The organism is Pinisolibacter sp., from assembly GCF_036782435.1.
GTDB lineage: Bacteria > Pseudomonadota > Alphaproteobacteria > Rhizobiales > Ancalomicrobiaceae > CALBKH01.
In genome coordinates, this window is record NZ_DAIPZB010000003.1 from 99,010 (window position 1) to 113,286 (window position 14,277).

Consider the following 14,277-nt stretch of genomic DNA (forward strand, 5'->3'; position numbering starts at 1 on the left):
CGATGGCTCACGTTCACGCCTATTCCGAGACCGAATCGATTGAAGCCCACGCCCATCACCATGATCACCCGACCGGGTGGCGGCGTTGGCTCATGTCCACCAATCACAAGGACATCGGAACGCTCTATCTGATCTTCGCGCTGGTCGCCGGCGTCATCGGCGGCCTGTTGTCGATCGGCATCCGCATGGAGCTGCAGAACCCGGGCGTCCAGTTCTTCCACGACACCCACCAGTTCAACGTGTTCACCACCGGCCATGGCCTGATCATGGTGTTCTTCCTGGTGATGCCGGCACTGACGGGCTTCGGCAACTGGTTCGTGCCGATCATGATCGGAGCGCCGGACATGGCGTTCCCGCGCATGAACAACATCTCGTTCTGGCTGCTGCCGCCGGCGCTGACGCTGCTGGTGCTGTCGATGTTCGTCCAGGGCCCGCCGGGTTCCAACGGCTTCGGCGGCGGCTGGACCGCCTATCCGCCGCTGTCGTCGACGGCCGGGCATCCCGGGCCGGCGGTCGACTTCGGCATTCTGGCGCTGCACGTCGCCGGCGCCTCGTCGATCCTCGGCGCGATCAACTTCATCACCACCATCTTCAACATGCGCGCGCCCGGCATGACCATGCACAAGATGCCGCTGTTCGCGTGGTCGGTGCTGGTGACCGCCTTCCTGCTCTTGCTGTCGCTGCCGGTGCTCGCCGGTGCGATCACCATGCTGCTCACCGACCGCAACTTCGGCACCACCTTCTTCAAGCCGGAGGGCGGCGGCGACGTCATCCTGTTCCAGCACCTGTTCTGGTTCTTCGGCCACCCCGAGGTCTACATCCTGATCCTGCCGGGCTTCGGTATCATCTCCCACATCATCTCGACCTTCTCGAAGAAGCCGATCTTCGGTTACCTCGGCATGGCCTACGCGATGGTGGCGATCGGCGTCGTCGGCTTCGTGGTGTGGGCGCACCACATGTACACGGTCGGCCTCGACGTCGACACCCAGGCCTATTTCGTCGCGGCGACCATGGTCATCGCGGTGCCGACGGGTGTGAAGATCTTCTCCTGGATCGCGACGATGTGGGGCGGCTCGATCGAGTTCCGCACCCCGATGTACTGGGCGATCGGCTTCATCTTCCTGTTCACCGTCGGCGGCGTCACCGGCGTGCAGCTCTCCAACGCCGGCTTCGACCGGGTGCTGCACGACACCTATTACGTCGTCGCCCACTTCCACTACACGATGTCGCTCGGCGCGGTCTTCGCCATCTTCGCGGGCTGGTACTACTGGTTCCCGAAGATGAGCGGCTACATGTACTCCGAGACCATCGGCAAGCTGCACTTCTGGGTCGCGTTCATCGGCGTGAACATGATCTTCTTCCCGCAGCACTTCCTCGGTCTCGCCGGGATGCCGCGCCGCTACGTCGACTATCCCGACGCCTTCGCCGGGTGGAACTACGTGTCGTCGCTCGGCTCCTACATCTCGGGCGTCGCGGTGCTGATCTTCTTCTACGGGATGATCAAGGCGTTCCGCGACAAGATCCCGGCCGGCGACAACCCGTGGGGCGTCGGCGCCACGACCCTCGAGTGGACGCTGTCGTCGCCGCCGCCGTTCCATCAGTTCGAGACCCTGCCGGTCATCGCCGAAGACGACGGGCACTGAGGGATCGGCTCGGAGGGGCGGTGGCATCCGGCGACGCCGAGCCCCCCTCCCTGTCCCTCCCCCGCCGGGGGGAGGGGACGCAGGAGGAACCGGCCTTCGGAACGGAATGCCCCCTTCGGAGGGCGCTGCCTGCACCGAGATCGATGGACGAAGGCCCTCTCCCCATCGTCCTCTCCCCCCTCGAGGGGGAGAGACAGAGAGGGGCTCGGCGGCTCCACCGACGAAGGCCTCCGCGCCGGAATGGACGAACGATCGGAGCCGGGCGCTCCCCGTGGTGAAGGACGGATCGCATGACCGACATCGGATGGCGCCAGAGTGAAGTTCGGATCTCGCTCGCCGAGCCCGGCGACTACTGGCGGCTCCTCAAGCCGCGGGTGATGTCGCTCGTCGTCTTCACCGCCTTCGTCGGCATGATCGCCGCGCCCGGTCCGATCGATCCGGTGCTCGGCCTCGTGTCGCTGCTCGCCATCGCGGTGGGCGCCGGGGCCTCGGGCGCACTGAACCAGTGGTGGGACGCCGACATCGACGCGATCATGACCCGGACCCGGTCTCGACCGATCCCGGCGGGACGGGTCACCGGCGCGGAGACGCTGACCTACGGTCTGACGCTCTCGGCCTTCTCGGTGATGACCCTCGGCCTCGCCGCCAACTGGCTCGCGGCCGGTCTCCTCGCCTTCACCATCTTCTTCTACGTCGTCGTCTATTCGATGGTACTGAAGCGGCGCACGGCGCAGAACATCGTCATCGGCGGTGCGGCCGGCGCGCTCCCCCCCGTCGTCGCCTGGGCGGCGGTGACGGGGACGCTGGCGTGGCCGCCGATCGTGCTCTTCGCCATCATCTTCGTGTGGACGCCGCCGCACTTCTGGGCGCTGGCGCTCCTGAAGTCCGAAGACTACGCGCGGGCCGGCGTGCCGATGCTGCCGGTCGTCGCCGGCGAGGATGCGACGCGGCTGCAGATCCTGCTCTATTCGCTGCTGCTCTTCCCGGTCGGGCTGATGCCGTGGGGCCTCGGCTTCGCCGGGACGGTGCACGGGATCGCCGCGGCCGTCGGCGGCGCGATCTTCGTCGGCCTCGCCGCGGTGGTCTTCGTCCGCCGCGAGGGCGCGCCGGCGCGCAAGGCCTGCGGCCGGCTCTTCGGCTTCTCGATCCTCCATCTCTTCACCCTCTTCGCGGTGCTGGCCGGTGAACGGCTGGTGGCCGCCGCCTTCTGAGCCCGGGAGACCGACATGACGCCGACCTCCATCCCCGCCGAGACCGGCATCCGCCTCACCGAAGCCGAACGGCGCGCGCGCAGCTCGCGCAACCGCGCCATCGGGCTGGCGCTCGCTGGGCTCGTCGCCCTGTTCTACGTGGTGACGCTGGCCAAGCTCGGCCTGCACCTGCCGTTCAAGGGTTGAGACGATGACGGCACCCCGCCCGGCCCGAGACATGCGAGGGACAGCGTCGGCGCGTGCCAACGGCCGCGTCGCGGTGATGCTCTTCGTGCTCACCGGCGGTATGCTCGGGGCGGCCTTCGCCGCGGTGCCGTTCTACACGTGGTTCTGCAGGACGACCGGCTATTCGGGAACCCCGGCGGTCGCCACGATCGCACCCGACCGGGTGATCGACCGGGTCTTCGAGGTGCGCTTCGACGCCAACGTCCACGCCGGGCTCCCCTGGGATTTCCGGCCGGAGACGAAGAGCATCACGGTGAAGGCCGGCGAAGTGGCGACGATCCTCTATCGGATCGAGAACCTCTCCGATCGCGAGACGCGCGGCACAGCGGCCTTCAACGTCACGCCCGATCTCGCCGGCGGCTACTTCAACAAGCTCGCCTGCTTCTGCTTCACCGAACAGGTGTTGAAGCCGCACGAGGTGATCGAAGCGCCGGTGACGTTCTTCGTCGATCCGGACGCCGACGCCGACAAGAACCTCAAGGGGCTCACGGCGATCACGCTCTCCTACACTTTCTTCGCCGCCGAGAAGCCGGCCGCGCGCGCCACGTCGGCGGCGCTCGCCGGGACGGCGACGACCGCCCAGAATTGACGTCCGCCGAGGGGGAAACCATGGCAGAGGCACACGGCAAGACCCACGACTATCACATCCTCGATCCCAGCCCCTGGCCGATCGTCACTTCCGCCGCCGCCTTCGTCCTGGCGATCGGCGCCATCGGCCTCTTCAAGTGGCGCGTCGGCCAGGAGCTCGTCCTCGGCGGGATCGATCTGGCCCAGCCGTGGCTGTTCGTGGCGTCGCTCGTCGTGCTGCTCTATTGCATGGGCGCGTGGTGGACCGACGTGGTCAAGGAGGCGCACGAGGGCCATCACACGCCCGTCGTCGGCCTGCACCTGCGCTACGGCATGATCCTGTTCATCGCCTCGGAGGTGATGTTCTTCGTCGCCTGGTTCTGGGCGTGGTTCGACGCCGCGCTCTATCCGAACGAGGCCAAGCAGGTGATGCGCGCGGCCTTCACCGGGGGCGTATGGCCGCCGCACGGGGTGGAGACCTTCGATCCCTGGCACCTGCCGCTCCTCAACACGATGATCCTGCTGCTCTCCGGCACCACGGTCACCTGGGCGCACCACGCCCTGATCGAGGGCGACCGGCAGAGCCTGAAGCAGGGTCTCGGCCTCACCGTGGTGCTCGGCTTCCTGTTCACCTGCCTGCAGGCCTACGAATACGCCCACGCCCATTTCGGCTTCTCGGGGTCGATCTACGGCGCGAGCTTCTTCATGGCGACGGGCTTCCACGGCTTCCACGTCATCGTCGGCACGATCTTCCTCGCCGTCTGCCTGATCCGAGCCTCGGCCGGCCACTTCACGCCGAAGCAGCACTTCGGCTTCGAAGCGGCGACCTGGTACTGGCACTTCGTCGACGTGGTGTGGTTGTTCCTCTTCGTCTGCATCTACGTCCTTGGCCGCGGCATGGTCGCGGGCCACTGATCGGACGATCGACCACTCACCGGCCCGGACGCGCCTCGTCCGGGCCGGTGGCGTTTTTCAGGGTTCGTCGTTCGGCGCGCCGGCCATCGCCATCGGCGGACGTCGTGCGCGATGGTTCGAGGGCGCGCGATGCGCGCCACGTCGACGCCGCTGAAATCCCGCATACACCCGACCCGATCAGGCTATGTTCCACCCATGACCGAAGCGACGTCTCCCTCGCTGCTGCGCTCCGCCCTCTTCTGCCGCTGTCCGCGTTGCGGCAAGGGGCGGCTGTTCGCCGGGTTCCTGACGCCGGCGCCGCGCTGCGAGGCTTGCGATCTCGACTATCGCTTCGTCGATTCCGGCGACGGGCCGGCGGTGTTCGTCATCCTGGTGGTCGGCTTCGTGGTGGTGGCGGCGGCGCTGATCGTCGAGGTGAAATACGCGCCGCCCTACTGGGTCCACGCGGTGCTGTGGGTGCCGATGATCCTGATCCTGTCGCCGGGGCTCCTCCGACCGCTGAAGACGGCGATGATCGGCCTGCAATATCGCCACAAGGCGCGCGAGGGTCGCCTCGCCGAACGGGAGACGCGGCGATGAGCCCGGCGGCGCGCAGCCTGATCGGACCCGGCATCGCCGCGACGGTGGTCACCGCGATCCTGCTGTCGCTCGGCACCTGGCAGGTCGGCCGGCTCGCCTGGAAGAACGAGTTGATCGCCACCCTGACGGCGCGCACCAGGGCCGCGCCGATCGCCGCGCCGTCGCTCGCCGAAGCGCGGGCCAACTCACCGGAGGCGATCGATTGGACGCCGGTGCGGCTCACCGGGCATTTTCTCGCGAGCCTCGACCTGCCGGTCCACGCCATCCTCGGCGAACCGCACGGCCGCTTCGGCGGTCCCGGCGTGTGGATGATGACGCCCTTGGCGCGCGACGACGGATCGATCGTGTGGATCAATCGCGGCTTCGTGCCGCGACGGGAGCGCGATCTCGCGCCCCATGCGCCCGCCCCGTCCGGCGAGGTGACGATCACCGGCATCCTGCGGCGGGCCGAGCCGAGGGGCACCTACGCCCCGGCCGACGATCCGGCCCATCGGCTGTGGTTCGTGCGCGATCCCACGGTACTGGCGTCCGCCGCCGGTCTCGATCCGGCGAAGGTGGCGCCCTACACCATCGACGCCGATGCGAGCCTGACGCCGGCCTCGGGCCTACCGCAAGCCGGCGAAACCCGCCTCTCCTACCCCAACGACCACCTCGGCTACGCCATCACCTGGTACGGCCTGGCGGCGACCTGCGTCGGCGTGTTCGCGGTGTTCGCGCGAGGGCGGATGAGGAAAGGCGCTCCGTAGGGTGCAGAGAGCCGAAGGCGAATTGCACCACACCGGTCCAGCCCCGGGGCGAAAGAGCAGGATTTCCGAAATGGGGCGTCGAGAGCGGCGGAATTCGCTTCGCTCTTTCCGCCCTAAGGCCCCGTTCACTGCGCGGCGTTGCGGAAGCTGCGGGCGAGGAGGCGGCGGGCGTCCTCGCCGGACATCGGCTCGCCGAAGACGTAGCCCTGCGCGAATTCGCAACCGAGCGCGCGAAGCTCCAACACGTCGGCGCGGGTCTCGGCGCCCTCGGCGACCACGTCCATGCCGAGGTCGTGGGCGAGCGAGACGATCGAGCGCAGCAGGACCGGGCGGTCCTTGGTCGTGCCGCCGTTGCCGCGGACGAAGGACTGGTCGATCTTGATGGTGTCGAAGGGGAAGCGCTGCAGGTAGGAGAGCGAGGAATAACCGGTGCCGAAGTCGTCGAGGGCGAGCGAGGGACCGAGTTCCTTGATGCGCTCCAGCACCTTGGCGGCGTATTCCGGGTTCTCCATGACGAGGCTCTCGGTGACCTCGATCTTGAGCGTGCCGCGCGCCACCTCGACCCGCGACAGCACCGCCTTGACGTCGTTGATCAGGTCGTGGCGCAGGATCTGGCGCGAGGAGACGTTGACCGAGGCGAAGATGCCGAGATCGGCGCCGAACTCCTCCTGCCACGCCGAGAGCTGGCGGGCCGCCTTCTCCAGCACCAGGATGCCGAGCGGGATGATGAGGCCCGAACGTTCGGCGATGGAGATGAACTCGCCGGCGCCGAGACGGCCGCGCTTCGGGTGATCCCAGCGCACCAGCGCTTCGAAGCCGGCGATGGATTCGTCGGCCAGCCGGATGATCGGCTGGAACAGCACCTTGATCTCTTCCCGCTCGAGGGCGCGACGCAGGTCGCTCTCGACCGCCAGGATGTCGACGGCGTGCTGGCGAAGGCTCGGGCGGAACACCTCGATGCGGTCGCCGCCGAGGCGCTTGGCGTGGAACATGGCGATCTCGGCGTCCTTGACGAGATCGTCCTCTTTCTTGGCGGCGATGTCGTAGATGGCGACGCCGATCGAGGTGGTGAGGAAGACCTCGCGTTCGCCCAGCGTGATCGGCGCCTTCAGCGCCCGGCGGATGCCGTCGGCGAAGGCGGCGATGCGCTCCGGCTCGGTCTCGGAGATGACCACCACGCCGAACTGATCGCCGTCGATGCGGGCGAGCGTGTCCTGCGGCTTCATCTGGCGAGCGAGGCGACGGGCGACGGTGAGCAGCATCGAGTCGCCGATCGACAGGCCGAGACTGTCGTTGACGTTCTTGAAGCGATCGATGTCGACGATGATGATCGACGGCCGGCCGATGCCCTCGGCGCGGGCGCGGACGATGGCCGAGCCGATGCGGTCGAAGAACAGTTCGCGGTTGGGGAGCCCCGTGAGGTTGTCGTGGACGGCGTCGTGGAGCAGCCGCTCTTCGGCGTTGTGGATGTCGGTCTCGTCGAGCAGCGTGCCGACGCAGCGCACCACCTCGCCGTCGGCGCCGAGCACCGGCCGGGCGCGCAGCTTGAACCAACGGAAATGGCCGTCGCGCGAGCGCAGGCGGAAGGTCACCGAGACGCGACCGCGGCGCTGCTCGACCACCGCGTCGAGGGTCGAGCGGAACGGGTCGCGGTCCTTGGGGTGGAGGATCTCCAGCCAGTCGCGCGCTGCGCTCTCCAGCGCGCCGGGCTCGAGGCCGAGCAGGTCCTCGACTTCCGGCGACGCCCAGATGTGGTCGCGGGAGACGTCCCAGTCCCAGATCATGTCGCCGGAGCCGACCAGTGCCAGCGCCCGACGCTCGACCTCGCCGGTCGCCCCTTGCGCGACGCCGCCGCCGGCGAAGGCGTGCTGCATCACCGTGAAGCCGATCAGCATGACGACGAGGACGAGGCCGGCGGCGAGCGCCGGCTGCACCGCGTCGTTGTCGATGCCGCCGGAGACCGTCAGGCCGGCGGCGAGCAGCCACGCGGTGAGCAGGATCCAGGTCGGGATCAGCATGATGGCGCGGTCGTAGGCGTGGGCCGCCAGATAGGCGATGAGGCCGGCGCCGACCACGGCGAGGACGCCCAGCGCGATGCGGGCGATGCCGGAGGCGATCACCGGATCGATGACCGCGACGCCGACGAGACCGAGCAGCACCACCACCGCCGCGCCGGTGACGTGGGAATAGCTCACGTGCCAGCGGTTGAGGTTGAGATAGCTGTAGAGGAAGACGACCAGCGTCGTCGCCAGCATCACCTCGGCGCCGGCGCGATAGACCTGATCGGCGCCGGGGGCCAATCGGAAGAGTTTGTCCCAGAAGCCGAAATCGATGCAGAGATAGGCCAATACCGCCCAGGCCATGGCGGCGGTCGCCGGGAACATGCCGGAGCCGCGCACCACGAAGAGGATGGTGAGGAACAGCGCCAGTAGACCCGAGATGCCGAGGATGATGCCGCGGAACAGGGTGTAGGCGTTGACGCTGTCCTTGTAGGCGTCTGGCTCCCACAGCACCAGCTTGGGCAGGCGCGGCGTCTTCAGTTCGAGCACCAGAGTGACGACCGAGCGCGGGTCGAGGGTGACCAGGAAGACGTCGGCCTCCTGGCTGGCGTGGCGCTCGGGGGCGTTGCCTTGAGAGGTCGAGATCGACTGGATGCGCGACGAGCCGAGGTCGGGGGCGAGGACGCCCGAATCGGCGAGGCGGAAGAAGGGCGCGACGATCAGCCGGTCGATCTGCTCGTCGGTGTTGTTCTTCAGCGCGAAGACCACCCAGTCGCCGCCGCCGGACTGGCTGGAGCGCACCTCGATGCGCCGAACGATGCCGTCGAGGCCGGGGGCGGTCGACACCTGGAGGCGTTCGCCGGCGCCGAGCCGCATCTCGACCGCGTGGGTGAGATCGAGGGCGGGGACGTCGAGGGGCACGTTGATCGGCTCGACCGCGCGGGCGGCGACGACGCCGAGCTGGAGCACCAGCGTCGCGAGAACGACGGCGATGATGGCGCGCGGGCCCCTCAAATCAGATCCTTTCCCGACGCACACGTTCGCGAACGTGCCAGACGATTCGAGTGTTACCGGCTGCCTCGCCCCCCGACAAGCCATCGGCCGGGGAAACCCACCGGCCGGACCGATCCGAGCGCTTCAGAGCACGGTCGAACCGGGTGGCGAGACCGGAAAGAGCGGGTCGTCGGCGAGGAGCCCCCACAGGATGTGGTCGCGCCAGTCGCCGGCGATGCAGAGATAACGTCGGGCGACACCCTCACGGGTGAAACCGACCTTTTCGAGGAGACGGATGGAGCGCGTGTTCTCCGGCAGGCAGGAGGCTTCGACGCGATGCAGATGCAGGCTCGAGAAAGCGTGGCGGGCGACGAGACCGACCGCCTCGGTCATGACGCCCTTGCCGGCGTGGGGGGCACCCATCCAGTAGCCGAGAGTGCCGGCCTGGGTGACGCCGCGACGGATCTGGGCGAGGGTGACGCCGCCGAGAAGCTCGCGCGAGCGTGCGTCGAAGATGAACCAGGGGAAGGCGACACCGTCGCGCATCTCGCCGACGTAGCGGCGGATGCGGCGGCGAAAGGCCGATTTCTCGAGATCGTCCTCGGGCCAGTTCGGTTCCCACGGTTCGAGGAAGGCGCGGCTGCGGGCGCGCAGCTCGGCCCAGGCCGGATGATCGCCCATCACCGGTGGGCGCAGCAGGAGACGCGCCGAGCGCAGCACCGGCAGGGGATCGTGGGCGACGAGGCGCAGGAAACCCATCGCCCCGGCCTCCTCAGGCACGCGCCCGGAGGTGGCGCGTCAGCTCTTCGCCGCTCGGCGCGGCGGCCACCGGACCGACCAGGGCCATGGTCGGCGACGATCCGGCGAAGATCTCGCGCGCCAGACGCTTCACCTGGGTCTCGTCCACCTCGGCGATCTTGGCGAGGACTTCCGCGGTGGTCAGCGGACGGCCCCAGATGAGGGTCTGGCGGCCGATCTGGCTCGCCCGCGACACCGGGCTCTCGAGACTCATCAAGAGGCCGGCGCGCAGCTGTGCCTTGGCGCGGGCGACCTCGGTCTCGTCGAGGTCGTCGGCGAGGCGCGCCACTTCCGCGACGATACCCGGCATCATGCGCTCGAGGTCTTCCTCGCCGGTGGCGGCGTGGATGCCGAACAGGCCGGTCTCGCGGTAGCCCCAGTGGAAGGCCGAGATCGAGTAGCACAGGCCCTGGTTCTCGCGGATCTCCTGGAAGAGGCGCGAGGACATGCCGCCGCCGAGCACGGTGGCCAGCACCTGGGCGGCGTGATGATCGGGAGACGAATAGGGCCGCCCCTCGAAGGCGAGCGTCATCTGCGCCTCGGAGAGGTCGCGGGTCTCGCGCACGTCGCCGCCGTGATAGACGGCCTCGGCGAGCGGCGGGGCATCACCGGTCGGAAGCCGCTCGAAGCGCTCTTCGGCAAGGCGGACGACCTCCGCGTGAGAGAGATTGCCGGCCGCCGCCACCACCATCTGCGGGGTGCGGTAGTGGCGGTCGAGATAGGTCCTGAGCGAGCCGGAATCGAAGGACTTCACCGTCTCGGGGGTGCCGAGGATCGGCCGGCCGATCGGCTGGTCGGGGAAGGCGCGCTCCTGGAGGAGGTCGAAGACGACGTCCTCGGGCATGTCGTGGGCGGCGCCGATCTCCTGGAGAACGACGTGGCTCTCGCGCTCCAGTTCCTCCGAATCGAAGACCGACTCGGTCAGGATGTCGGCGAGGATGTCGACGGCGAGCGACAGATCGTCCTTGAGGATGCGGGCGTAGTAGCAGGTGTTCTCCACCGAGGTGGCGGCATTGATCTCGCCGCCGACCGCCTCGATCTCCTCGGCGATGCGGCGGGCCGAGCGCCGGGTCGTGCCCTTGAAGGCCATGTGCTCGAGGAGGTGCGAGATGCCGTGCTCGTGGGCGTCTTCCGAGCGCGAGCCGGCACCGACCCAGACCCCGATCGACGCGGTCTCGACCTGCGGCATCGTCTCGGTGGCGACGGTGAGGCCGCTCGCCAGCTTCGTCACTTCCACGCTCATCGGCGTCTCCGTCCCTGGGGTCCGCGTTCGCGGCCCCGGCGGCCGAGTTTCTCCCGGCTCGCCATCGTGCCTCAGATCTTCACGGCGCGCGACCGTTCCTCGACGAAGTGTTCGACCGCCATGAGATCGTTCGCCACCACGTCGAAGCGTTCCTCGCGCTCCATCAGGTCGCCGAGCCAGCCGGGCAGCGCCGGATGGACGCCGGTCGCCGCCTCGACCGCCGCCGGGAACTTGGCCGGATGGGCGGTCGACAGCGTGATCATCGGCGTCGTCTCGGAGAGGAACGGCTCGGCCACCGCGACCGCCACGGCGGTGTGCGGGTCGATCGTGAGGCCGGTCTTCTCGAGCGTCGCCGCGATGGTCGCCGAGGTCTGCTCCTCGTCGGCGCGGCCGGAGGCGAAGAGAGCGCGGATCTCGGCGAGCGGTCCGTCGGGGATGGTGAAGGCGCCGCCCTGGGAGAGGCTCGCCATCAGGCCCTGCACGGCCGCACCGTCGCGACCCATCGCCTCGAACAGCAGACGCTCGAAGTTCGACGACACCTGGATGTCCATCGACGGCGAGATCGACGGGGTGACGCCACGCACTTCGTAGGTGCCGGTCTCGAGGGTGCGATGGAGGATGTCGTTGACATTGGTGGCGACCACCAGCCGCTCGACCGGCAGTCCCATCTTCACCGCGACGTAGCCGGCGAAGATGTCGCCGAAATTGCCGGTCGGCACGCAGAACGACACCTTGCGGTGCGGGCTGCCGAGGGCGGCGCCGGCGACGAAGTAGTAGACCACCTGCGCCACCACGCGGGCCCAGTTGATCGAATTGACGCCGGAAAGGCCGATGCGGTCGCGGAAGGAGAAGTGGTTGAACATCCCCTTCAGGATCGCCTGGGCGTCGTCGAAGGTGCCTTCCAGCGCGATGGCGTGGACGTTGGCGTCCGAACAGGTGGTCATCTGCCGGCGCTGGACGTCGGAGACGCGGCCGTGCGGGTACATGATGAAGACGTCGACCCGCTCGCGGCCCTTGAAGGCGTCGATCGCCGCGCCGCCGGTGTCGCCGGAGGTGGCCCCGACGATGGTGGCGCGCTTGTTGCGCTTGGCCAGGACGAAGTCCATCGCCCGGCCGAGGAACTGCATCGCCACGTCCTTGAAGGCGAGCGTCGGCCCGTGGGAGAGCTCGAGCAGGAAGTGGTTCGGCCCGAGCTGAGAAAGCGGCGTCACCGCCGGATGGCGGAAGGTCGCATAGGCGCCGTCGATCATGGCGCGCAGGTCGTCGGGACGGATGTCGGAGCCGGTGAAGCGCGAGATGACGCGAAAGGCGACCTCGGCGTAGGGCTTGCCGGCGAAGTCGGCGATCTCTTCCGGCGTCAGGGTCGGCCATTCGGCCGGCACGTAGAGGCCGCCGTCGCGGGCGAGGCCGGCGAGGAGCACGTCGGAGAAGCCGAGGCTCGGAGCCTCGCCGCGGGTGGAGACGTAACGCACGTTCGACATCCTTCGTCGACGGAGACGGCCGACCGCCGGGACGCGGGCCCCGACGGCGAAATCGGCCGGGACACTAGGGCCGGCGGGGGCCGGGGGCAAGGGGAAGCGGGGGGACGGTTCACTCCGGTGATCCGCCACGGCGACGCCCGATGGTCGCGAACCCTTCTCCTCCTCGTCATCGCCGGGCTCGACCCGGCGCCCCATGGCGGGCTCCGGGGGTGTCGCGAGGCCCATGGGTTGCCGGGTCGAGCCCGGCAATGACGGAGCGAGAGGCGGAGGACGGGCCGAAACGGGGCGAGCGGGGGGAACATGGCGGGGCCGTCCGCGTGACGATCGCCCATCGCCGAACCATGCAATTCGCTTCGCTCTTTGCACCCTACGGCGCGTGCCCTAAGTTCTCCGGGAACAGCCACTTCGCGAAAGTCCGCCGATGACCTCCTCCAGCCACGACCTCCTCGCCACCGCCGGGCTCGATCCGGAGATCGCCCGGCGCATCACGGCCGAGGCGACCGAGGGGGCGGACGACGGCGAGCTCTATCTCGAATACCGCCAGTCGGAATCGCTGATGTTCGACAACGGCCGGCTGAAGTCGGCGTCGTTCGACACCACCCAGGGCTTCGGCCTGCGCGCGGTGACCGGCGAGGTCTCCGGTTTCGCCCATTCCGGCGAGATCTCGGAGAGCGCGCTGAAGCGGGCGGCGGATGCGGTGAAGGCGGTGAAGGGCGGACGCTCCGGCACCTATGCGGCGGCCCCGGCCCGCACCAACGCGCGCCTCTACGGCGACGTGAACCCGATCGGCGCCCCCGCCTTCGAGGACAAGGTCAAGCTGCTCGCCGAGATCGACGCCTATGCGCGCGATCGCGACAGCCGTGTCCGGCAGGTGACGGCGTCGCTCGCCGCCTCGTGGCAGATCGTCGAGATCCTGCGCCCCGACGGTAGCCGTGCCCGCGACGTCCGGCCGCTCGTCCGGGTCAACGTCTCGGTGGTCGCCGGATCCGGCGACCGGCAGGAGAGCGGCAGCCACGGCTTCGGCGGGCGCGAGGGCTTCCAGCGCTTCGTCGCCGTCGATCGCTGGCAGCATGCGGTCGACGAGGCGCTCAGGCAGGCGCTGGTGAACCTCGAGTCGGTTCCCGCCCCGGCCGGCACCTTCGACGTGGTGCTCGGTCCCGGCTGGCCGGCGGTGCTGCTGCACGAGGCGGTCGGCCACGGGCTCGAGGGCGACTTCAATCGCAAGAAGACCTCGGCCTTCGCCGGTCTCCTCGGCGAGCGGGTGGCAGCGCCCGGCGTCACCATCGTCGACGACGGCACGCTGCCGGACCTGCGCGGGTCGCTGACCATCGACGACGAGGGCACGCCGACCTCCTGCACCACGCTGATCGAGGACGGCATCCTCGTCGGCTTCATGCAGGACCGGCAGAACGCCCGCCTGATGGGCGTCGAGCCGACCGGCAACGGCCGGCGCCAGTCCTTCGCCCACATGCCGTTGCCGCGGATGACCAACACCTACATGCGCGCCGGTTCGATGGACCCGGCCGAGATCCTCGCCTCGGTCGAGGACGGCATCTATGCGGTCAACTTCGGCGGCGGACAGGTCGACATCACCTCGGGCAAGTTCGTCTTCGAATGCACCGAGGCCTATCGGATCGAGAAGGGCAAGGTGGGGGCGCCGCTCAAGGGCGCCATGCTGATCGGCAACGGCGCCGATGCGCTGACCCGGGTGAAGATGATCGGCGACGACCTGATGCTCGACCCCGGCATCGGCACCTGCGGCAAGGGCGGACAGGGCGTGCCGGTCGGCGTCGGCCAGCCGACGCTCAGGCTCGACGGGCTCACCATCGGCGGCACCGAAGCGCGGCGGTGAAGCCGGGCGGATGGTGAACACGCG

At 69.0% G+C, this 14,277-nt stretch carries 12 protein-coding genes; 8 read left to right on the forward strand and 4 right to left on the reverse strand.

The features are described from left to right. The first annotated feature begins 2 nt into the window (after positions 1–2). From ctaD to V7Q42_RS02185, 7 genes are all read left to right on the forward strand, one after another. Entirely contained in the window at positions 3–1,643 is a 1,641-nt protein-coding gene (gene ctaD / locus V7Q42_RS02155) for a cytochrome c oxidase subunit I (RefSeq protein WP_333822115.1), read from the forward strand. A 290-nt stretch (positions 1,644–1,933) separates the two neighbouring features. Then, positions 1,934–2,854: a heme o synthase gene (locus tag V7Q42_RS02160; RefSeq protein WP_333822116.1), complete on the forward strand. Its 921-nt coding sequence runs from the start codon at positions 1,934–1,936 to the stop codon at positions 2,852–2,854. Positions 2,855–2,869: 15 nt separating this feature from the next. Further along, a complete protein-coding gene (locus tag V7Q42_RS02165) occupies positions 2,870–3,040 on the forward strand; it encodes a hypothetical protein (RefSeq protein WP_333822117.1) in 171 nt (56 codons plus the stop codon). 4 nt (positions 3,041–3,044) lie between these two features. Then, a complete protein-coding gene (locus V7Q42_RS02170; RefSeq protein WP_333822118.1) occupies positions 3,045–3,668 on the forward strand; it encodes a cytochrome c oxidase assembly protein in 624 nt (207 codons plus the stop codon). 20 nt (positions 3,669–3,688) lie between these two features. Next, a complete protein-coding gene (locus tag V7Q42_RS02175) occupies positions 3,689–4,561 on the forward strand; it encodes a cytochrome c oxidase subunit 3 (protein WP_333822120.1) in 873 nt (290 codons plus the stop codon). A 195-nt stretch (positions 4,562–4,756) separates the two neighbouring features. Beyond that, on the forward strand, positions 4,757–5,140 hold the full coding sequence (locus V7Q42_RS02180; RefSeq protein ID WP_333822122.1) for a DUF983 domain-containing protein: 384 nt from the start codon (positions 4,757–4,759) through the stop codon (positions 5,138–5,140). Further along, the gene (locus tag V7Q42_RS02185; RefSeq protein WP_333822123.1) at positions 5,137–5,886 is read left to right on the forward strand and encodes an SURF1 family protein; all 750 of its coding nucleotides are present in this window, start codon (positions 5,137–5,139) and stop codon (positions 5,884–5,886) included. The genes V7Q42_RS02180 and V7Q42_RS02185 overlap by 4 nt, the downstream gene beginning before the upstream one ends. Positions 5,887–6,011: 125 nt before the next feature. Here V7Q42_RS02185 and V7Q42_RS02190 read toward each other — a convergent pair whose 3' ends face one another. The 4 genes from V7Q42_RS02190 to thrC all read right to left on the reverse strand — a co-directional run bounded on the left by V7Q42_RS02190 (position 6,012) and on the right by thrC (position 12,392). Beyond that, positions 6,012–8,900 carry an EAL domain-containing protein gene (locus V7Q42_RS02190; RefSeq protein ID WP_442958156.1) on the reverse strand — a complete coding sequence of 963 codons (2,889 nt, stop codon included), beginning with the start codon at positions 8,898–8,900 and terminating at the stop codon, positions 6,012–6,014. Between the two features lie 123 nt (positions 8,901–9,023). Then, the gene (locus V7Q42_RS02195; RefSeq protein WP_333822124.1) at positions 9,024–9,638 is read right to left on the reverse strand and encodes a GNAT family N-acetyltransferase; all 615 of its coding nucleotides are present in this window, start codon (positions 9,636–9,638) and stop codon (positions 9,024–9,026) included. Positions 9,639–9,651: 13 nt separating this feature from the next. After that, entirely contained in the window at positions 9,652–10,920 is a 1,269-nt protein-coding gene (locus V7Q42_RS02200) for a M16 family metallopeptidase (RefSeq protein WP_333822126.1), read from the reverse strand. A 71-nt stretch (positions 10,921–10,991) separates the two neighbouring features. Beyond that, a complete protein-coding gene (thrC, locus tag V7Q42_RS02205) occupies positions 10,992–12,392 on the reverse strand; it encodes a threonine synthase (protein ID WP_333822214.1) in 1,401 nt (466 codons plus the stop codon). A 430-nt stretch (positions 12,393–12,822) separates the two neighbouring features. Here thrC and tldD point away from each other — a divergent pair, with 430 nt between their 5' ends. Continuing rightward, positions 12,823–14,253, forward strand: coding sequence for a metalloprotease TldD (tldD, locus tag V7Q42_RS02210; RefSeq protein WP_333822128.1), 1,431 nt, complete (start codon positions 12,823–12,825; stop codon positions 14,251–14,253). Positions 14,254–14,277 lie beyond the last annotated feature (24 nt).